This is a genomic window from Cryobacterium sp. N22 (assembly GCF_002929555.1).
Lineage (GTDB): Bacteria > Actinomycetota > Actinomycetes > Actinomycetales > Microbacteriaceae > Cryobacterium.
The window spans coordinates 249412-270328 of sequence record NZ_PJJP01000039.1 but is presented as its reverse complement, the minus strand read 5'-3'; the positions used below and the strand labels follow the sequence as shown (position 1 = coordinate 270328).

General features: G+C 68.8%; 19 protein-coding genes and 1 tRNA gene. 16 read left to right on the top strand and 4 right to left on the bottom strand.

Annotation, left to right across the window (positions count from 1 at the left end; all coding sequences use genetic code 11):
- Nucleotides 1–2: 2 nt before the first annotated feature.
- The 4 genes from nadD to CXY76_RS16670 all read left to right on the top strand — a co-directional run bounded on the left by nadD (nt 3) and on the right by CXY76_RS16670 (nt 2256).
- On the top strand, nt 3–605 hold the full coding sequence (gene nadD, locus CXY76_RS16685; protein ID WP_255408488.1) for a nicotinate-nucleotide adenylyltransferase: 603 nt from the start codon (nt 3–5) through the stop codon (nt 603–605).
- Nucleotides 602–1567 (top strand): hypothetical protein, encoded by a 966-nt coding sequence (locus CXY76_RS16680; protein ID WP_146073478.1) that lies wholly within the window; start codon nt 602–604, stop codon nt 1565–1567. The genes nadD and CXY76_RS16680 overlap by 4 nt, the downstream gene beginning before the upstream one ends.
- A gap of 55 nt (nt 1568–1622) precedes the next feature.
- Complete coding sequence (rsfS, locus tag CXY76_RS16675) at nt 1623–2087, top strand: ribosome silencing factor (RefSeq protein WP_104166506.1); 465 nt, start codon at nt 1623–1625, stop codon at nt 2085–2087.
- A gap of 93 nt (nt 2088–2180) precedes the next feature.
- Nucleotides 2181–2256, top strand: a tRNA-Ala gene (locus CXY76_RS16670).
- Nucleotides 2257–2390: 134 nt separating this feature from the next.
- On the opposite strand, the gene CXY76_RS16665 is transcribed toward CXY76_RS16670, so the two are convergent.
- Complete coding sequence (locus CXY76_RS16665; RefSeq protein WP_104166504.1) at nt 2391–3185, bottom strand: PspA/IM30 family protein; 795 nt, start codon at nt 3183–3185, stop codon at nt 2391–2393.
- Nucleotides 3182–3841, bottom strand: a complete 660-nt coding sequence (locus tag CXY76_RS16660) for a hypothetical protein (protein ID WP_146073477.1) — start codon at nt 3839–3841, stop codon at nt 3182–3184. Before CXY76_RS16660 ends, CXY76_RS16665 begins: the two co-directional genes overlap by 4 nt.
- Nucleotides 3842–4088: 247 nt before the next feature.
- Between CXY76_RS16660 and CXY76_RS16655 the strand changes: the two genes are divergently transcribed.
- The 3 genes from CXY76_RS16655 (at nt 4089) to CXY76_RS16645 (ending at nt 5468) form a co-directional block, all read left to right on the top strand.
- Nucleotides 4089–4439: a zinc ribbon domain-containing protein YjdM gene (locus tag CXY76_RS16655; protein ID WP_104166500.1), complete on the top strand. Its 351-nt coding sequence runs from the start codon at nt 4089–4091 to the stop codon at nt 4437–4439.
- Between the two features lie 70 nt (nt 4440–4509).
- On the top strand, nt 4510–5025 hold the full coding sequence (locus CXY76_RS16650; RefSeq protein ID WP_104166498.1) for a heme-binding protein: 516 nt from the start codon (nt 4510–4512) through the stop codon (nt 5023–5025).
- A 20-nt stretch (nt 5026–5045) separates the two neighbouring features.
- Nucleotides 5046–5468 (top strand): YchJ family protein, encoded by a 423-nt coding sequence (locus CXY76_RS16645; RefSeq protein WP_104166496.1) that lies wholly within the window; start codon nt 5046–5048, stop codon nt 5466–5468.
- 30 nt (nt 5469–5498) lie between these two features.
- On the opposite strand, the gene CXY76_RS16640 is transcribed toward CXY76_RS16645, so the two are convergent.
- On the bottom strand, nt 5499–6701 hold the full coding sequence (locus CXY76_RS16640) for a PLP-dependent aspartate aminotransferase family protein (protein WP_104166494.1): 1203 nt from the start codon (nt 6699–6701) through the stop codon (nt 5499–5501).
- Between the two features lie 118 nt (nt 6702–6819).
- Here CXY76_RS16640 and CXY76_RS16635 point away from each other — a divergent pair, with 118 nt between their 5' ends.
- From CXY76_RS16635 to CXY76_RS16600, 8 genes are all read left to right on the top strand, one after another.
- Nucleotides 6820–8505: an ABC-F family ATP-binding cassette domain-containing protein gene (locus tag CXY76_RS16635; RefSeq protein ID WP_104166492.1), complete on the top strand. Its 1686-nt coding sequence runs from the start codon at nt 6820–6822 to the stop codon at nt 8503–8505.
- Nucleotides 8506–8598: 93 nt separating this feature from the next.
- Nucleotides 8599–10029 carry an FAD-binding oxidoreductase gene (locus tag CXY76_RS16630; RefSeq protein WP_104166490.1) on the top strand — a complete coding sequence of 477 codons (1431 nt, stop codon included), beginning with the start codon at nt 8599–8601 and terminating at the stop codon, nt 10027–10029.
- An 82-nt stretch (nt 10030–10111) separates the two neighbouring features.
- Nucleotides 10112–11146 (top strand): LLM class flavin-dependent oxidoreductase, encoded by a 1035-nt coding sequence (locus CXY76_RS16625; protein ID WP_104166488.1) that lies wholly within the window; start codon nt 10112–10114, stop codon nt 11144–11146.
- Between the two features lie 106 nt (nt 11147–11252).
- Nucleotides 11253–13481, top strand: coding sequence for a glycogen debranching protein GlgX (gene glgX / locus CXY76_RS16620; protein WP_104166486.1), 2229 nt, complete (start codon nt 11253–11255; stop codon nt 13479–13481).
- Nucleotides 13482–13486: 5 nt separating this feature from the next.
- Entirely contained in the window at nt 13487–15802 is a 2316-nt protein-coding gene (gene treY, locus CXY76_RS16615) for a malto-oligosyltrehalose synthase (protein ID WP_104166484.1), read from the top strand.
- Nucleotides 15799–17565, top strand: coding sequence for a malto-oligosyltrehalose trehalohydrolase (treZ, locus tag CXY76_RS16610; RefSeq protein WP_104166482.1), 1767 nt, complete (start codon nt 15799–15801; stop codon nt 17563–17565). Before treY ends, treZ begins: the two co-directional genes overlap by 4 nt.
- Before the next feature lie 68 nt (nt 17566–17633).
- Entirely contained in the window at nt 17634–18188 is a 555-nt protein-coding gene (locus tag CXY76_RS16605; protein WP_104166480.1) for a hypothetical protein, read from the top strand.
- Between the two features lie 40 nt (nt 18189–18228).
- Complete coding sequence (locus tag CXY76_RS16600; protein ID WP_104166478.1) at nt 18229–18801, top strand: hypothetical protein; 573 nt, start codon at nt 18229–18231, stop codon at nt 18799–18801.
- Nucleotides 18802–19072: 271 nt separating this feature from the next.
- Here CXY76_RS16600 and CXY76_RS16595 read toward each other — a convergent pair whose 3' ends face one another.
- Entirely contained in the window at nt 19073–19933 is an 861-nt protein-coding gene (locus tag CXY76_RS16595; protein ID WP_104166476.1) for an oxygenase MpaB family protein, read from the bottom strand.
- 175 nt (nt 19934–20108) lie between these two features.
- On the opposite strand from CXY76_RS16595, the gene CXY76_RS16590 reads away from it, so the two are divergent.
- A complete protein-coding gene (locus CXY76_RS16590) occupies nt 20109–20669 on the top strand; it encodes a YceI family protein (protein ID WP_104166474.1) in 561 nt (186 codons plus the stop codon).
- The last annotated feature ends 248 nt before the right edge of the window (nt 20670–20917 follow it).

Here is a 20917-nt window from a genome sequence, read left to right as displayed (position 1 = left end):
GAATCGGTGCCGTGACTCGGAACCGCCCGCGCATCGGAGTGATGGGCGGTACCTTCGACCCCATCCACCACGGGCACCTCGTCGCAGCCAGCGAGGTTGCGCAGAGCTTCGACCTTGACGAAGTCATCTTCGTGCCCACGGGGCAGCCGTGGCAGAAGGCCGACGTGACGCGGGCCGAACACCGGTACCTGATGACCGTCATCGCCACGGCGTCCAACCCCCGGTTCACGGTCAGTCGCGTCGACGTCGACCGGACCGGCCCGACGTTCACGATCGACACCCTCCGCGACCTGCACGCAGAACGCCCGGACGCCGAGCTGTTCTTCATCACCGGCGCCGACGCGATTACCCAGATTCTGGGCTGGAAAGACGTCGCCGAGCTGTGGAAACTGGCCCATTTCGTGGCTGTGAGTCGACCGGGTCACGACCTGAGCATTTCAGGATTGCCCAACCAGGACGTAAGCTTGCTGGAGGTTCCGGCTCTGGCGATCTCGTCTACTGACTGCCGGGCACGCGTGAACCGGGGTTTCCCGGTCTGGTACTTGGTCCCCGACGGGGTTGTCCAGTACATCTCAAAGCACCATCTGTATCGGAGTGTGGCATGACGTTGGGTAATAGCCCGCAGCCACTGACGCGACGACAGTTGCGCGAGTTGGCTCGGGAGCACGAGCCGGCTGCGGCTGATTCCGCTTCGGAAGAGGAAAACTCCACCGGCGATACCGGCGAGCCCGCGGATGCGCCGGCTGCCGCCGACGTGGCCGCAGCGCCTGACGATGCCAAGCCTGTCGAGTCCGCGCCTGTTGAGTCCGAGCCGCACCACTCGCGGCACACCTCCGAGGCCGCCGCCCCGGTGCCGAGCCCCGAGGCTCCGGCCATCGTCGACGACGGCCGCACCCTCACGCGTCGTGAGATGCGGGCCCTGCAGGCCGCCTCGTCAGCGAGTGCCGCCGACGCGGTGTCCGGCCAGGAGCCGGTCGCCCCTGCCCCGGTCTCGGCGCCCCGCTCCGCCCCCGCCGACGACCAACCGCGCACTGATGCGCCGGACGCGGTCAACTCCCTCAACCCGCCGATCGGCCATTGGTCCGTTGACCGCGAGGACGACAGCCACATCGAGACCATCGGGCGCCGCGACGACGCCACCTTCGACGACCTCGTAGGCCGCGGCGTCGGCGCCGGCGGAATGCCCACGACCACCAACGCCCTGATCCTGCCGTCCATCCCGCGTCAGGGCCCCGGCGGACCCATCACCAGCACCGGCGAGATCATGATCACGGGTTCGATCGACCTGCCGCGAAGCCTCGGCGCCACCGGTCAGCACCCCAACCTGTACGACTCGTCGGAAATGGACCGCATGCTCGACCAGCTCGACGAGGGCGGTCACCACAACGATGTGGCACCCGTGAGCGCCAGCCGCGCCGTGAGCACCCACACGTCCACGCGGGGCGTGATGACGCCGCCTCGCAAGCGCGGCGCCTCCCTGCCGACGGTTCTCGCGATCACCGCCGCGGTGCTCGCCATCGGCGTACTGTCGCTCTTCGTCGTCGGTTACGCCTTCAATATCTACTAATGCCCTATTCACCCATGCCATCCTTTTCGCTTTTACTAACTCAGGGATTCAATCGATGACCGCTTCTGCCCACGCTCTCGAGCTCCTCAAGGTGGCTGCCGCCGCCGCCGACTCGAAAGCGGGGGAGGACCTCGTTGCCATTGACGTCTCCAACCCGTTGCCGTTGGCCGACATCTTCCTCATTGTCACGGGACGCTCTGAACGCAACGTCGTCGCGATCGCCGGCGAAATCGAGGACAAACTGATCGAGGCCGGCTACAAGCCGCTTCGCCGCGAGGGCCGCGCAGAGGGACGCTGGATTCTCGTCGACTTCGGCGACCTCGTCGTTCACGTGTTCCACGAGGAAGAGCGCGTCTACTACTCGCTCGAGCGCCTGTGGAAGGACTGCCCGGTCATCCCGATCGACCAGGCCAGCGCCCGCGCCATCGACGAGTCCGACGAATCCAACACCTCCGACACAACCTCCGCAGACAGCGCCGCACAGACGTCTGTCGACGGCGTGGATGTCGATCTGCCGTAGAAATTGACGCCGCGGACTAGCGTTTGGTTCGCGAGCACTCAAAACATGTAGTAACCTAATGAAGTTGTTTCGGAGGAATTCGAAACAAAGTCTGGGTCCGTGGCGCAGCTGGTAGCGCACCTGCATGGCATGCAGGGGGTCAGGGGTTCGAATCCCCTCGGATCCACCAAGCAGAATAAAAACCCCCGATGACAATAGTCATCGGGGGTTTTTTGCGTCCGCTGTCCGACCCGGGAAAAAGATTCCTGGAATATTTATTTGATATTTTTTGCCGGGTCCGAGCCGGGATGTTGTCGACCGGCCTCAGGGGGAGTCCGGACCAGTCCCGGTCGTTCCCTTCCCGATACTGAGCCACGCGTCCGGCCCCGCTCCCCGCGACCCGGCCGGCCGGCCCTGCCGAGCGGCCCTGGCATCCTTCATGGCCCGCAGCTGCCGCTCGACCTCGGCCGAGGTCGCACCGGACGACAGCTGCCGCTCCAGGTCGGCATCGGGTGGGGCGGTGAGATCGGTGAGGGCGCCGCTGGCGAGCAGTTCGTCGGTTGCGGCGGCGCGAGCCTGCATTTGGGCGATCCGGTCCTTGGCCCTGTCCAGGCTGACCCCCACCTCGCTCATCTGGGAGCCGAGGCCGGCCGCGGCCTCGTTCGCCTTCACCTGCGCCTGGGAGGCCGCATAGCTGGCCTTGATGCTCTCCTTCTCGGTGCGGAACGCGGCGACCCTCTCGGCCAGACGCCGTTCGTTGTCCTGCAGCTGCCCCTGCTGTTTCTGCAGGAGGGTGTACTGGTCACGGAGTGAGGCCACCTGACCCTCGAGGAGAGACCGGCGTTCCAACGCGGTCCTGGCGAGGTCTTCACGGCCCTGGGTCAGGGCGGCCTCGGCCTGGTCGGCCAGGCGTTGGTGCCGGGCGCCCATCTCCTGACCCTGCAGCTCGATCCGTTTCTTCGCCGTCGCAACCTCGGCCAGTCCCAGCCTCACGTCCTGCAGCATCCGCACCAACTGCTCGTAACTGTCATCGAGGGCTTCGCGGGGGTCCTCCAGCCGGTCCAGGGTGCGCGATGCCTTGCTGCGGAAGATGACACGCAGCCGGTTGGTGAAGGTCATAGGGTGCTCCTCTTGTCGAACCGGTGCGCCGATGTGCGCTGCACTGCTGTCCGCTGCCCCGCGATCTGGTGGCCTGACCTGTACGGCTCCGGATCCGGCAACCCGTCCAGCAGGGTGAGGGCGTGCAGCTCCGCCACTCCGGCGTCGACAGCGGCGATCTCGCGATCGACATCCGCGCCCAGTGTCGTGAGAGTGTCATCGGTGCGCACACCGAGGCCGGCGGCGACAACGGAGCGGACCCGTCGGACCAACTCGGTGATCTGGTCGACGCGCCGCCCGGCCACCGGGAGGGTCTCGGCGAGCACGACCGGATCCCGTTCGGTGGCCAGCAGCAGCAACTGGGATTCCACTCGGGTCCCCTCGTTCTGTAACCGACCCACGAGCCTCTGCAATTCACCGCGCGGGCCTCCGCTCTGCACCGCGAGGTCAACGGCGGCCTGCCCGCTGGCGAGTGATTCCCGTAGCCGCAACCGGAGCCGCAGGATCTCGTGTTGCGGGCCGAAACTCACCCGCGTGCGAACGCGCAGCACGGCACCGTTGACGGCGCTGCTGCGCCGTATCCTCCGGTACAGCACCCGCACGATGACGATGACCGTCACGGTGGACACGACCATGATCGCCGCGAGGGCGATCAGTACCTCAGCCAGGACGCTCACGTCGACCACCACCGGCCTCGTCCGGTCGCCAGCGGCGGATTCGAAAGGAGGTGCAGGGTCATGTGTCCACCTTCATCCCAGGGCTCGTGCGGTGCCGAATCGATCGACGGCACGCTCTACCGGGCAAAATACGCTCATTAGCGTGGAGTTGTCAGGGAAATGCCCGGTTCTTCTCTGAACGCCTCTGGACCCCGACGATTCACCGGGCGGGACCATCGACTCTGGGTCCCGGCTCTACGATGGGGAGGTGACTGAGACCCTGCCGCCGTGCCCGGAATGCTCCAGCGATCTGACCTACGAGATGGGGGCGCTGCTGGTCTGCCCGCTCTGCGGGAACGAGTGGGCGGCAGAGTCCGAGGCTGCCGGTGAGCCGGCGCAGAATGCCGCCATCACCGACGCCTACGGCAGCGTGCTCGCCGACGGCGACTCGGTGACCATCATCAAGGACCTCAAACTCAAGGGCAGCTCGACAGTCATCAAGGTCGGCACCAAGGTGCGAGGCATCCGGCTGCGCCAGGGCGTGGGCGATCACGACATCGAATGCCGGATCGAGGGCGTGAGCATGCAGCTCAAGTCCGGCGTCGTCAAGAAGGCCTAGTCTCGCCCCAGTAGTCAAGGGGTGCACAGATCCACCCCCAACTGGGGGGTTACGGATTACACTCCCCGATATGACCGAGCGGCAGCAGTACACCGTGGTGCGTGCCTTTCCAGGCTTCGATGTGCGCCGCTATCCGGACTGTGTGCTCGTGCAGGTGCAGGTCGACGGGGACTTCACGCGAGCGGCCAGCCGGGGCTTCCGGCCGCTCCAGGACTATCTCGACGGCAACAATCGGTCTGCCACGACGATTCCTATGACGCCACCGGTGCTGCATGAGCGGGCGGGGGAGTCCGGGCACCTGATCAGCTGCGTGTTGCCGGGTGAGTCTGACCCCGGCAGCGTCCCCATGCCGCTCGACGAGAGGCTGCGAATCCTCGTCCTACCGGCCCACGAGGCCGCAGCGCTTCGTTTCGGCGGGGGCTGGAGCACGAAACGGTTCACCGAACACGGTCGGTCGCTGCTCGGGTCCCTGACAGCCGCTGATCTTCTGCCGGACGGGCCGGTCTACTACGCACGGTTCGACCCGCCGTTCCGGCCGGGCCTCCTGGGGCACAACGAGGCGTTGGTGCGAGTGACCTCGGCCTGACAGTCGCCGATAATGGCTGTGTGCCTCCTACAGAACCCGCAGCCCGATCAGACTCGTTCCCGGCCGCTCCCGTGCGGTGTCCGTGCGGCAGCGGCAACGGCTACGACGACTGCTGCGGGCGCCTGCACCGGGGCGACACCCGCGCCGCAACGGCCGAGCAACTCATGCGATCACGCTATTCGGCCTTCGTGGTCGGCGACGACGGCTATCTCCTGCGCACCTGGCATCCCCGCACCCGGCCCGACGCCGTTGAGCTGGACCCGTCGGTGCGGTGGATGCGTCTCGACATCGACCGGACCGAGAGGGGCGCTCTGTTCGACACCACGGGCATCGTGGAATTCACCGCACACTCGCGCCAGGACGGCCGGCGGGCTCAGCAGCACGAAATCAGCCGATTCGAGAAGGTGACCGGCGCGTGGCTGTACCTGGACGCCGTCGACTGACGTGACGGAGTCGTCGGTGCGCCGGGCGCGTCAGGCGAAGGTCTCGTCGAGGGCGGCCGAGAGGTCACCGATCAGGTCGTCGGCGTCTTCCAGGCCCACCGAGAGGCGCAGATGGCCGAGCCGCCGGAATTCCTCCGGGTAGTAGGCGGCCCGTGGCCCGGCGCCGGATACGTGCACGATGAGGCTCTCGTCGTGGCCGAGCGAGACCGCTGAGGTGATCATCCGCAGCGCAGCGACGAACCGGTTCTGCGTCGCGGGGTCTCCGTCAATCGCGAAGGCGAGCATCCCGCCGAACCCGTGCGGGAACTGCCGGACTGCCGCGTCGTGCTGGGGGTGGCCGGGCAGGCCGGGGTAGGCCACGTACGCCACCCGGGGATCGGCGTCGAGGAACTCAGCCACCCGTTGGGCGGACTCGGTGTGCTGGCGGATCCGCAACGGCAGGGTGACCGAGCCGCGCATGATCAGCCAGGCGTTGAACGGACTGATCACCCCGCCCACGTCGACCATCGCCTCCGACTTGATGCGCTGGATCAGCCCGCGTGAGCCGATGACGGCACCGCCCATGGCGTCGCCGTGGCCGTTGATGTATTTCGTGAGGGAATGCACCACCAGGTCAGCCCCGAGCTCGAGGGGGCGCAGCACCGGCGGCGGGGTGAACGTCGAGTCCACCGACAGGAGCACGCCGGCCGCACGGGTGACGGCCGCCACGGCGGCGATGTCGGTGACCCTGGTCGTGGGGTTGGCGATGGCCTCGACGTGCACCAGCCGGGTCTCCGGCCTGATCGCCGCCGCCACCGCGGCCGGGTCGCTGGTGTCGACGAAGGTCGCCAGGATGCCGTACTTCTCGGGCAACAGCTCCCTGAACAGTATGAAGGTGGCCTCATAGGCGACGTCGGACACCACCACGTGGTCTCCCGTGCGGAGGAACGTGAAGAACACGGCGTGCAGGGCGGCCACGCCGCTGGCCAGGGTGACGGCGTCCTCGCCCCGGTCGAGCAGGGCCAGCTTCTGCTGCAGGCCCAGCTGGTTGACCCCGCTGTTGCGCGTGTAGAGCGGCACCTCGGTGCCCGACCAGCTGATCGACGACGGATCCTCCGGCAGCGCATAGGAGTTAGCCATCACGATCGGGGTGCGCACCGCGCCCGTTCCCGAGTCGATGGCGTTGCCGGCATGCACGGCCTGGCTGAACGCGGCGAGGGTCTGCGGCACATGTTTGTCGGGGCGAGGCGTCATGTGGCCAGCGTAGGCGCAGCCGCCGCGCCGCTGCCGGACGATGACGCTTCGCGACACCGGCGCCGTTCAAACGGGAGGCCGTCCGGATACGAGGCCGTCCAGATGGGAAACTGGACCCATGACCGCAACACTCGTCGCCAAGGCCCTGGCCGGTGGCTACGCCCACCGCACACTGTTCGACTCCCTCGACCTCACCGTCGCACCCGGCGACGTCGTCGGTGTCGTCGGCGTGAACGGTGCGGGCAAGTCCACCCTGCTGCGCCTGCTCGCCGGCCTCGACGAGCCGCAGGGCGGCTCGGTGGCACTGTCACCGGCGGATGCCTTCGTCGGCTGGTTGCCCCAGGAACACGAACGTGTGCCGGGGGAGACCGTGGCGGAGTACATCGGTCGGCGCACGGGCTGCGCCCAGGCGACCAGGGAGATGGACGCCGCTGCCACTGCCCTGGCCGAACCTGCCGCACCGGGCGGGGCGGACCCGGCGGATGTCTACTCGGTGGCGCTGGACCGTTGGCTGGCCAGCGGTGCGGCCGACCTCGACGACAGGCTCCCCGCCGTGCTGTACGACCTCGGTCTCACCCTCGACGCCGACGTGGCCGCGGATGCGCTGATGACCTCGCTCTCCGGCGGCCAGGCCGCCCGGGTGGGGCTGGCCGCTCTGCTGCTGTCCAGGTTCGACATCGTGCTGCTCGACGAGCCCACCAACGACCTCGACCTCGACGGGCTCGAACGCCTCGAAGGCTTCGTCACGGGCCTCCGCGGCGGAGTCGTGCTGGTCAGCCACGACCGGGAGTTCCTGGCCCGTTCGGTCACCAAGATCCTGGAACTCGACCTCGCCCAGGGCGCCAACCGGGTCTTCGGCGGCGGCTACCAGTCCTACCTGGAGGAGCGCGAGACGGCCAGAGCCCAGAAACGTGCCGACTACGACGAGTTCGCCGACAAAAAGGCCGACCTGGTCGGCCGCGCCAGGACCCAGCGGGAGTGGTCCAGCCAGGGTGTGCGCAACGCCATGAAGAAGTCCCCTGACAACGACAAGATCCGCCGCAAGGCGGCCGCCGAATCCAGCGAGAAGCAGGCGCAGAAGGTACGCCAGATGGAAAGCCGGATCAGCCGTCTCGACGAGGTCGACGAACCGCGCAAGGAATGGCAGCTCGAGTTCACCATCGGCGCCGCGCCGCGCTCGAGCAGCGTGGTCTCGATCCTGAACGAAGCGATCATCCACCAGGGCGACTTCGTTTTCGGTCCGGTCTCCCTGCAGGTCAACGCGGGGGAGCGCATCGGCATCACCGGACCCAACGGGGCCGGCAAGACCACGCTGCTGCGCGCCCTGCTGGGCCGCCGTGCGGCCGACTCCGGCTCGGCGAGCCTGGGCGCGAGCGTCGCCATCGGCGAGATCGACCAGGCCAGGGCCAGCGTCACCGGCGGGCAGACCCTGGTGGCCATCTTCGAGGAGCGGTTGCCCGATCTGGCCGCCGGCGAGATCCGCACCCTGCTCGCCAAGTTCGGCCTCACCGCTGACCACGTCAGCCGGCCCGCCGACGCCCTCTCACCCGGTGAACGCACCCGCGCCGGTCTCGCCCTGCTGCAGGCCACCGGCGTAAACCTCCTGGTGCTCGACGAACCCACCAACCACCTCGACCTCGCCGCGATCGAACAGCTGGAGCAGGCCCTCGAGTCCTACACGGGCACCCTGCTGCTGGTCACCCACGACCGGCGGATGCTGGCCACCGTGCGTCTCGATCGGCACTGGGCGGTCGACGCCGGGCAGGTGACCGAGATCACGACGGGCGTTGCCGTCGGGCGCTGAGGGTGCTGTCATGGACGCGGACGCCGGAACCGGGGGCAGGCCGGCGCTGCTGAACCGTCGCCGATCCAACGCCGATACAACGGAGGAAGCCCGATGAACTCCCCGTCCGACCCGCACGCCACCCACCGTTCCCTGCTCTCCCGGCTGCGCACCAGCATCTCGGGCGAGCTGATCGATAGCGCCGATCCCCGCTACGACGACGCCAGGCGGGTCTGGAACGGCATGATCGACCGGCGGCCGATCGCCATAGTACGGGCCGGCTCGGTCGCCGACATCGCCCCCACGCTCGCCCTGGCCTCCGAACAGGGGCTGCCGCTCGCCGTGCGCGGCGGCGGCCACAACGTCGCCGGCAACGGTACCGTCGACGACGGCCTGGTCCTCGACCTCTCCGCACTCAACAGTGTCGAGGTGGACGCCCAGGCCCGCACGGTGAGCGTGGCGGCCGGAGCGAGTCTCGCGCAGGTCGACCGCGCCACTGAAGGAGCCAACCTCGCCGTTCCGGTCGGGGTGGTCTCGAACACCGGCATCGCGGGTCTGACCCTGGGCGGTGGGGTGGGATGGCTCACCCGGGCTCACGGGCTCACCATCGACAACCTCCTCTCGGCCGAGGTGGTGACCGTGGCCGGGAGCATCGTCACGGCGAGCGCGACCGAGAACCCCGAGTTGTTCTGGGGGCTTCGGGGCGGCGGCGGGAATTTCGGTGTCGTCACCGAGTTCACCTTCCGGGCGCACCCGATCCCCGCACTGCCGTTCACCGGCACCTTCGTCTATCCGATGCCCCAGTGGGAGTCCGCCCTGCACGCCTACGAGGTGTGGACCAGGGACCTGCCGGACGAACTGACCAGCGTGCTGACCTTCACGGTGCCGCCGCCACTGATGGGGCTCGGCTCCGAACCCCTCCTGCTGCTGGGGTTCGCCTGGGCGACCGACGACACCGCACGGGCGGAGCAGATCGTCGACAGGCTGCGCCGCGCGGCGCCGCCCGCGATGGAGGCCACCGAGCCCGTCAGCTGGCCGGCCTGGCAGTCCTCCGTCGACGCGATCTTCCCCAAGGGAGTGCGCGGCTATTGGCGAAACACCTCCTTCGAGAGCCTGGACACCGACGTGATCGCCGCCCTGATCCGCAGGGGCACCGAGCAGACCTGGATCGGCACAGGCTTCGACATCCACCACCTGGGCGGCGCCTTTGGCCGTGTGCCGGAGGATGCGACGCCGTTCCCGAGCCGCGCCGCCCGGTACTGGCTGAACATCTACGGATTCTGGGCCGAACCCGACGACGATCTGTCGCGGACGGCCTTCATCCGCGACTTCGGCGCGGAGATGGAACCGCTCGGCTCCGGCGGCCGGTACCTGAACTTCCTCGGCGAGGAACGCGACGCCGACCCCGTGCAGCAGGCGCAGCAGGTCTATGGCGCGACCAAGCTGGAACGCCTGGCGGTCCTCAAGCGCGAGTACGACCCGCAGAACCTGCTCCGGCGCAATCACAACATCCTGCCGGCCGTGATCTCCGGCGACACCGACTGACACACCGGAATAGACCGGTGTCCCGTCCGGTTGGGCCCTAGTATGCGTATGCATACAAACTGATCGGAAGGGCGCACCACACATGGCACCGACACTGGAACTGGGTCTCGACACGTTCGGCGACGTCACCTACGCCGCGGACGGCAGCCTGCTCAGCCACGCCCAGGTGCTGCGCAACGTCGTCGCCGAGGCCGTGCTCGCCGACCAGGTGGGCCTGAGCTTCTTCGGCATCGGCGAACACCACCGCGAGGACTTCGCCGTCTCCGCGCCCGAGGTGGTGCTGGCCGCCATCGCCGGGCAGACCAGCACCATCAAGCTCGGCTCCGCCGTCACCGTGCTGAGCTCCGACGACCCCGTGCGCGTGTTCCAGCGTTTCGCCACCCTCGACGCCGTCTCCAACGGCCGCGCGGAGGTCATCCTCGGCCGTGGTTCGTTCACCGAGTCCTTCCCCCTGTTCGGCCTGGACCTCAGCGACTACGAGCAGCTGTTCGAAGAAAAGCTGGAGCTGTTCGCCGAATTACTCAAGGAAGCGCCGGTGACCTGGTCTGGCAGCACCCGCGGCGCCCTGACCGAGCAGCGGGTGTTCCCGCCGACCGAGTCAGGCTCCATCCGCACCTGGATCGGCGTCGGCGGCAGCCCGCAGTCCGTGGTGCGTGCCGCCCACTACGGGCTGCCGTTGATGCTCGCCATCATCGGTGGGGAGCCCCTCGCCTTCGCGCAGTTCACCGACCTCTACCACCGTGCCCTCGACCAGTTCGGCAAGGACCCGCAACCCATCGGCGAACACTCACCCGGCTACATCGCCGCGACCGACGAGCAGGCGCGCGAGGAGATGTGGCCGCACTACCGCGCCATGCAGGACCGGATCGGCCGCGAGCGCGGTTGGGGCCCGGCCACCAGGGCCCGGTTCGAGCAGGATGCCGGCCCCGACGGAGCCCTGTTCGTGGGCTCCCCGCAGACCGTCGCCACCAAGATCGCCAAAATGGCCACGGGACTCTCGCTGTCCCGTTTCGACCTCAAGTACAGCCTGGGCACCCTCTCGCACGAGAAGCTGATGACCAGTATCGAGCTCTACGGCACCGAGGTGGCCCCCCTGGTACACGAAATCATGGCCTGACGGGAGTTTCGCGTGCCCCGGACGGGGTAGCGTAAACACGTGGGCCCGGCTCGGGCAAACCACCCACCTTCATCCTTTCGTTATCACCTTCCTCGAGGAGTACACCGTGGAAACCTGGCCCGGATCTGCCTACCCGCTTGGCGCAACCTATGACGGAAGCGGCACCAACTTCGCTCTGTTCAGTGAGGCCGCCGAGCGCGTGGAGCTCTGCCTGTTCGACGAGAACGGCGCCGAAACCCCCATCGAAGTGCGGGAGTCCAGCGCCTTCGTCTGGCACTGCTACCTGCCGGAGGTGCAGCCGGGGCAGCGCTACGGCTACCGGGTGCACGGCGAGTACAACCCCAGCGAGGGCAAGCGCGCCAACCCCAACAAGCTGCTGCTCGACCCGTACGCCAAGGCCACCTGCGGCGTCATGGACTGGGACCAGGCACTGTTCTCGTACAACTTCGGCGACCCCGACTCCCGCAACGACGAGGACTCCGCCCCGCACATGATGCTCGGCGTCGTCGTCAACCCGTTCTTCGACTGGACCGGCGACCGCTCCCCGCGCACCCCGTACAGCGAGTCGGTCATCTACGAGGCCCACGTCAAGGGCCTCACGCAGCTGCAGCAGGAGGTGCCGGAATCCCAGCGCGGCACCTACGCGGCCGTCGCGCATCCGTCGGTCATCGAGCACCTGCAAAAGCTCGGCGTCACCGCGATCGAGCTGATGCCGGTGCACCAGTTCGTCAACGACTCCACCCTGCAGGACCAGGGCCTCAGCAACTACTGGGGCTACAACACCATCGGCTTCTTCGCCCCGCACAACGCCTACTCCTCCAGCGGTGACCTCGGCCAGCAGGTGCAGGAGTTCAAGGGCATGGTCAAGAACCTGCACGCCGCCGGCATCGAGGTCATCCTCGACGTGGTCTACAACCACACCGCCGAGGGCAACCACCTGGGCCCGACCATCTCGTTCAAGGGCATCGACAACGCCGCCTACTACCGGCTGATGGACGACGACGGCCGCTACTACATGGACTACACCGGCACCGGCAACACGCTCAACGTGCGCCACCCGCACTCGCTGCAGCTGATCATGGACTCGCTGCGCTACTGGGCCATCGAGATGCACGTCGACGGTTTCCGCTTCGACCTGGCCAGCGCCCTGGCCCGCGACCTGTACGACGTCGACAAGCTGTCCACCTTCTTCGAGCTCGTGCAGCAGGACCCCATCGTCTCCCAGGTCAAGCTGATCGCCGAGCCCTGGGATGTCGGCCCCGGCGGTTACCAGGTGGGCAACTTCCCGCCGCAGTGGACGGAATGGAACGGCAAGTACCGCGACACCGTGCGCGACTTCTGGCGCGGCGAACCGTCCACCCTGGGCGAATTCGCCTCCCGCATCTCCGGCTCCGCCGACCTGTACGAGCACTCCGGCCGCCGCCCCGTCGCGTCGATCAACTTCGTCACCGCGCACGACGGCTTCACCCTCAACGACCTGGTGTCGTACAACGAGAAGCACAACGACGCCAACGGCGAGGACAACAACGACGGCGAAAGCCACAACCGCTCCTGGAACGCCGGCGTGGAGGGACCCACCGACGACGACACCATCCGGAGCCTGCGCGGCCGCCAGCAGCGCAACTTCATCGCCACGATGCTGCTCTCCCAGGGTGTCCCGATGATCCTGCACGGCGACGAACTCGGCCGCACCCAGCACGGCAACAACAACACCTACGCCCAGGACTCCGAACTGAGCTGGATCCACTGGGACGAGGCGGACCAGCCGCTGATCGAGTTCACCTCCGCCGTCGTGCGCCTGCGCAAGGAACACCCCACCTTCCGCCGCAGCCGGTTCTTCGACGGCCACCCCGGCACCCGCGCCGAGGGCGACCCGCTGGCCGATATCGTCTGGCTGAACACCGACGGCCAGGAGATGCGGGCCGAGGACTGGGACGAGAGCCGCTCGCGCACCGTGAGCATGTTCCTGAACGGCCAGGGCATCCGGGAACGCGACTCCCGCGGCCGTGAGGTCACCGACGTGAACTTCATCCTGCTGTTCAACGCTGACGCCGAAGACGTCGAATTCACCCTGCCGAGCGAGGAGTACTCGCCCGCCTGGGAGATCGTGATCGACACCGGGGGAGAGGGCGCCGACTCGGAGCCCCGACCCGCCGGCGCCACCCACACCGTGATGGGCCGCTCGCTCGTCGTGCTGCGCGAGTACCACCTCCCCGAGGTAGCTCCGGATCACTCCGTCGCCGCGTCGCTGGCGAGCCACCCGTCGCCGCCGACGTCGACCCTGACCCTGCCGGTGCTGCCGGACCCGTATTCCTCGACCGAAGGACACGCGTAACCGATATGAGCATCCCGGTATCCACCTATCGCCTGCAGATCACGTCGGCCTTCGATCTGGATGCGGCGGCGGGCGTGCTCGACTACGTCAACCGGCTCGGCGCCGACTGGCTCTACCTCTCGCCGCTGCTCACGGCTGAGGAGGGTTCCGACCACGGCTACGACGTGATCGACCACGGCAGCATCGACCCGGCCCGCGGCGGCCCGGAGGCCCTCGCCCGCTTGTCGGAGCGAGTGGCCGCGGCCGGTCGCGGCATCCTGGTGGACATCGTGCCCAACCACGTGGGCGTCCAGACGCCGCACAGCAACGCCTGGTGGTGGGACCTGCTCCGAGGCGGGCAGGGTTCGCGCTATGCCGAGGCCTTCGACGTGGACTGGCCCGCGGGCAACGGGCGGCTGCTGCTGCCGGTGCTCGGCGACGGCGCCACCGAGCTCGACCAGCTCACCGTGGTGGGCGACGAGCTGCACTACTACGACAACAGGTTCCCGATCGCCCCAGGCACCGCGGACGACGGCGCCGCCGCCGCCGTGGTGCACGACCGGCAGCACTACGAACTGGTCAGCTGGCGCCGCGCGGACACCGACCTGAACTACCGCCGCTTCTTCGCGGTGAACACCCTCGCCGGCGTGCGCGTCGAGGTGCCGTGGGTCTTCGACGAATCCCACCGCGAGATCCTGCGCTGGGTGCAGACCGGTCAGGTGCAGGGCCTGCGGGTCGACCACCCGGACGGCCTCGCCGACCCGGCCGGCTATCTCGACAGGCTGCACGCTGCCATGCCCGACGGCTACCTGTTGGTGGAGAAGATCCTGGAGGGCCGCGAACAGCTGCCCAGCAGCTGGTCGACCGACGGCACCACAGGTTATGACGCCCTCGCCGACTTCGACAGGGTCCTCGTCGACCCCGCCGGTCAGGACGCCCTGGACGCCCTGGAGGCCACCCTGCAGGGCGGCGCCGTCTCCTGGACCGAACTGGTCTACACCGGCAAACGGGCCATCGCCGACGGCATCCTGCAGAGTGAGGTGCGCCGACTCGACCGCCTGATCCCCGAGGTGCCCGATGCCGCGGACGCCCTCGCCGAACTGATCGCCTGGTTCCCGGTCTACCGCTCCTACCTGCCCGTCGGCCGTCACGAGCTCGATACCGCCGTGCGGCTGGCCCGGCAGCGCCGCCCCGACCTCGACGCCACCATCACCGCGCTCCTGCCGTACCTCACCGACCCCGCACACCCCGCGGCGGTGCGCTTCCAGCAGACCTCGGGGATGGTGATGGCCAAGGGTGTCGAAGACACCGCCTATTACCGCTACAGCCGGCTCACCTCCCTCAACGAGGTCGGCGCGGACCCGAGCGAGTTCGCGGTGTCGGTCGACGAGTTCCACCGCCGCCAGCAGACGCGGTTGGCCGTGGCGCCCGCCTCCCAGACCACGCTGTCGACCCACGACACCAAGCGCGGCGAAGACGTGCGAGCCCGCATCTCGGTACTCGCCGAGATCCCGGACGAGTGGGCCGGCGTGCTCGCCGAGCTGCGTGCCCTGGCTCCGCTCGGCGACGCCCCGTTCGAAAACCTGCTCTGGCAGGTCATCGTGGGCTCCTGGCCCGCCTCCACCGACCGTCTCATCGGCTACGCCGAGAAGGCGTCCAGGGAAGCGAACCTCTCCACCACCTGGACCGCGCCGAACGAGGACTTCGAAAACCGGATGCGCGCGCTGGTTCGCGACCTCGCCGTTGACGGGCCCCTGGCCCGCATCGTCACCTCCTTCGTGGACCGGGTGAAGCAGGCCGGCTGGAGCAACTCGCTCTCCCTCAAGCTCATCCAGCTCACTGCGCCAGGCGTACCCGACGTCTACCAGGGCAGCGAACTCTGGGAGATGTCACTCGTCGACCCCGACAACCGCCGCCCGGTCGACTACACAGTGCGACGGGACTACCTGGACCGCGTCAGCGCGGGCTGGCTGCCCCCGATCGACGAGACCGGCGCCGCCAAACTGCTGGTCACTACGAGCGCCCTGCGCCTCCGGCGCGACCGGCCTGAGCTGTTCGGCAGGCACGCACCCGTCGAGGCGTTCGGCCCGGCCGCCGCGCAAGTGGTGGCGTACGATCGCGGCGGCGCCGTGACCGTGGCCACCCGGCTGCCCGTCGCGCTGGCCCGCACCGGCTGGGGCGACACCACGATCATGCTCGCCGGGCACGACTGGCAGGATGCGCTCACCGGCGCCCGCTTCGCCGGCGGCCAGGTGCGCCTGGCCGACCTGCTGTCTCGCTACCCGGTCGCGCTGCTGATCCCCGCCGCCGCATCCGCCGCTACCGAGGAGGCCACCCCGTGACGACAGCCAACCCCGCCAACACCACCGTCCCGATCGACGTGTGGGCGCCGGGCGCCGAGACCGTCCGGCTGGCCGCCGGCGACACCACCGCGCCGATGACCCGCGACGACGCGGGCTGGTGGCACGGCAGCCTTCCCGGCGCCCCCGACGGTGTCGACTACGGCTTCCTGGTGGACGGCGCCGGCCCGTTCCCCGACCCGCGGTCCCGCCGCCAGCCGCACGGCGTGCACGAACTCTCCCGCACCTTCGACCCGGCCGCGCACTCCTGGCAGGACGGCGCCTGGACCGGCCGCCAGCTCGCCGGCGCCACCATCTACGAGCTGCACATCGGCACGTTCACCCCCGAGGGCACCCTCGAGGCCGCGGCCGGACGGCTCGACCACCTCGTGTCGCTCGGTGTGGACTTCGTCGAGCTGCTGCCGGTGAACGGCTTCAACGGCACGCACAACTGGGGCTATGACGGCGTGCTCTGGTACGCCGTGCACGAGGGCTACGGCGGCCCGGCCGCGTACCAGCGCTTCGTCGACGCCTGCCACGCGGCCGGCATCGGCGTCATCCAGGACGTGGTGCACAACCACCTGGGCCCCAGCGGCAACTACCTGCCCAACTTCGGCCCCTATCTCAGCGACGCCGAGGGCAACACCTGGGGCGCCTCGGTCAACCTTGACGGCCAGGACTCCGACGAGGTGCGCCGGTACATCATCGACAGCGCGCTGATGTGGCTGCGCGACTACCACGTCGACGGCCTGCGCCTGGACGCCGTGCACGCCCTCAAGGACCACTCCGCCGTGCACCTGCTCGAACAGCTCGCCGGTGAGGTCGCGGTGCTCAGCGCCCACGTCGGGCGCCCGCTCACCCTCATCGCCGAATCCGACCTCAACGACCCCAAGCTGATCACCCCCCGTGAAGCGAACGGGTACGGACTCGACGCCCAGTGGAGCGACGACTTCCACCACGCCGTGCACGTCGCCCTCACCGGCGAGACCGTGGGGTACTACGCCGACTTCGCGCCTCTCGGCGCCCTGGCGAAGGTGCTCACCCGCGGGTTCTTCCACGACGGCACCCTGTCCACCTTCCGCGGCCGCCAGCACGGCCGTCCGGTCGACATCGAACGGATGCCCGCCTGGCGCCTCGTCGTCGCATCGCAGAACCACGACCAGATCGGCAACCGGGCCATCGGCGACAGGCTCAGCGCCCAGCTCGACACCGGCCAGCTCGGCATCGCCGCCGCGCTGACCCTGCTCGGCCCGTTCACCCCGATGCTGTTCATGGGCGAGGAGTGGGGCGCGCGCACACCGTGGCAGTTCTTCACCTCGCATCCAGAGCCCGAACTCGGCCTGGCCACCGCAGAAGGCCGCATCGGCGAGTTCGCCCGCATGGGCTGGGACCCGGCCGTGGTGCCCGACCCCCAGGACCCGGGCACGTTCGAGCGGTCCAAACTGGACTGGTCCGAGCCAGAGCGAGGCGACTCCGCTCGTCTCCTGGCGTTCTACCGTGACCTCGCGGCTCTCCGCCGCCGCCTCGCCGACCTGACCGATCCACGGTTCGCTCGGGTCGCGGTAGCCTACGACGAAGCGGACGGCTGGCTGCGGCTGTCCCGCGGCGAGACCGAGATCGTGATCAACCTCTCCACGAGTGCACAGTCCGTTCCGGTCACGGCGCAGGGCGTCCAGCTCGCCTTTGCCGACAACGCCGATGCGGCACCCCGGCTCGACGCCGGCCGGGTGTTGTTGCCGCCGCACTCGATCGCGGTGCTCGCCTAGCTCCATCAACTCGTCAGCTCCACTTGCCAGTACCACTGACCAGTACCACTGACCATCGAGGAGGACCAATGGGCCATTTCCTATCCCCGCAGACGGCGGCCGCTCTGGCCCGGCTGGCAGCGCTGGACGCCGACGCGTCGGCGCCGCCGCTGGAGCGGATGCGCGCCATCCGCGCCGCGTTGCACCACCTCGATGCCGATCCCGCCGCCCTGGCGAGCGTCCGCGATGCCCTGGCAGGCGGGGCGGGCTGGCCGGAGATCGCGGATGCGGCCGGGCTCAAGCCCACCGCGGCCAAGTGGCGCTGGCAGGGCACCGACGACGACATCGCCGCCCGCCTGGATGCCGGCCGCAAGCGCAGCGCGCGGCCCAGCAGCGTTCCGACCGACCTGCCCGGGCACTCGGTGGCCGAGGCGGCCGGACTGCTCGGCGTCAGCGTGCAGGCGGTGTATCTGCAGGTGAGCAAGGGTAAGCTGATCAGCCGCACCGTCGAGCTGGCGGATGGCCGCAGCTACAAACGCGTCTTCCTGCCGGGGGACGCGCTACCCTCGACGACAGAATCCGCAAAAACAGATTCCGCAACGACAACCCCCTCAACGACACGCCCCTCAACGACAAAGCCTTGAGACATCACCCGGGCTACCGAAACCCACCCACGGAGTGACCATGACTGATCAGAGCTATGACCCGTTCGACCGCACGTTCCCCCTCGACACCTCGACCACGACCGAACGCCTGCCGATGCCGGGTAGTCAGCCGGCAGGCGACGGACCGACAGGCGACGGGCCGGGGGACCCCGCAGAGGCCCCGGCCCCGACCCGGGCCAAGGCCCGCAGCCGCACCCTGCTCTCCGATCTCAGGACTGGACCGCCGCAGCGGGCGGCGTTGGTGGTGCTCGTGGGAATCGCCGTCCTGACGATCGCCTTCATCTTCATGATCTTCGTGAACGTCTCCAACGAGAGCATCATCGCCCTCGCCGTCATCGCCACGCCGATCGCCTCGATGGTGGCGGCGTACTACGCCGTCACCCTGAGCATCCAGCAGGTCGCGACCGAGCGTGCCGACAAGGAGAAGGCCCTCACCAAGCTCGCGGCCGTCGAGGCCGGTGCCCGCGAGACCGAGGTCTGGGCGTCCCAGATGGAGTCCGGGCTTCGGGTCGCGATGGCCAAGCTCGACGGCGCCGGTGTGTCCACCGTCGCGGTCACCCGTGCGGCGGGCACCCCGGACGACTTCTTCTAGACCGCTGTGGCCGTGCTCCGGCATGGGTGCGCGTCCGGCGCGCTGGACCGCACATCGGCGCTTGCCCCGCGTAGCGGCGCTTGCCCCGCGTAGCGGGCCACTGTCGGCACTCTGATGCTGTCGCGCGGGTGCCGCGCCGCTATGCGGGTGGCGCGCCACCCGCATAGCGGCGCCTGGCCCGCAGACCTCGCTACGCGGAACAGACGCCGCAACGCGGGCAATTCGCCATCCAGGCCGAGTCCCGAGGTGCCGCGCAGCTCAACTGCTCCGGTCAGGGCCTGGCGGTGCCGTCCGGTTCCGCTGCAGCGCGTTCCTCGGCCGCCAGCGCCCGCCCTGCCCGCAGATAGTGCCGCATCGGGGCCTGCCGCAGCCGCGCCGGGAGGCGGGGATAGACCAGGCGGACGACGCCGATCACGGCGTTGTACCGGCGCTGGCGAGCGGGGGACCAGGGCAGCTCGAAGAGAGCTCGTTCGGCCGGCTGCAGGAGCCCCGTTGTGACCAGGCGCGCCAGCGGCATCGCCAGGCGCAGCCACACCGGTCCGGTCGTGGGGTGCAGGAGTTGCCTGGCCACCGACCGTGTCGTCTCGTCCGTGGCCAGCCGGGAGGTTGCGCGGCTCCAATACGCGGCGAAGGCCGCCCGGTCCGCCGGCCACAGTCCGGGCGGCACCTGCAGCGCCGTGCCGAGCACGCCATAGTCCCGGTAGACGGACTCGGCGTCGGCAGCGGGAAGCGGTCCGTAGACCAGCTCGTGCACCCGGGTCGCTGATTCGTACAGGGTGGCGGCCACCCAGAGCTGCAACTGCGGATCGAAGGCGTTGTACGCCGGGGCGGCCAGGGACTGGGTGCCGTGCACCGGGCGATGGGCCAGGGAGACCCGGCGCACAGCTGCGGCCCGGTCGATGGGTGTGCCGCACGTGACGGCGTACACGTAGGAGAGCGTGCCGCTCAGCCGGCTCGTCGGTCTGGCGGCGAAGTCGCTGTGCCGGGCGACGCCGTGCCCGACGGCGGGGTTGGCGAGCTGCAGGAGGATCGCGCGACCGCCGCCGAGAACGAGAACGCTCTCCGGGGCCAGATCGCGGATGCCCAGATCTCGAATGCTGGACGCCGGACTGGGCGTGGACGCTGTTGCCATCGTGGGCTCCTTTCGACAGGCCGAGCCTAGTTCCCCCGCCGCCGGGTCCGGGACGACGGACGTTCCTGAACCGTTCACATCTTTTCTCGGCATTGATGGAATATCCTGTAGTCCTATGCGCTTGCATATACCTGAGGGCAGCGAATCCACCGCCCCCACGGACTTGAGGAGCACCATGAGCGACATCACCACCACCACCATCCCCGGCTACAAAGCGGGAACCTGGACCATCGACCCCACCCACAGCGTGGTCGGATTCAGCATCCGTCACATCATGATCAGCAAGGTCAAGGGCACGTTCGAGACCTTCAACGCCACCTTCGTCACCACCGAGAACCCCCTCGAGACCAGCGTCACAGCGTCCGCCGTCGTCGCGTCCATCAACACCAACGAGGCCAACCGCGACGGCCACCTGCGCACCGGCGACTTCTTCGACGCCGAGACCTACCCGACCATCGACTTCGTGTCGACCGGCGTGCGCGTCGTCAAGGGCGACTACCTCGTCGACGGCAACCTCACCATCAAGGGCGTCACCAAGCCCGTCACCTTCGACTTCGAGTTCGGTGGCTTCGGCGGCGACCCCTACGGCAACTACAAGTTCGGCGCCACGGCCACGACCGAGGTCGCCCGTGCAGACTTCGGTCTCTCCTACAACGCGGCCCTCGAGACCGGCGGCATGCTGCTGGGCGACAAGGTCACCATCACCCTCGAACTGCAGGGCGCCCTCCAGGCCTAAGCACTTCTTTCGCGAGAACGGGGATCCCACCTGGTGGGGTTCCCGTTTTTGCGTATCGACACCGTTACGTCCGCCTCAGCCGCCTGAGGGCTTTCGCGCGGTCCGGTGTGCGCCTCAGCACTCCCGTGCGCCGCAGGACCGGCAAGCTCGGCGTCGGAATGCACGACGCCGATGCCCGAATACGCCGTCGGTGTAGGCGCTGTAGGCGCCCGGTGGACAGCACCGTACGCGCGGTGCGCGGGGCAGCC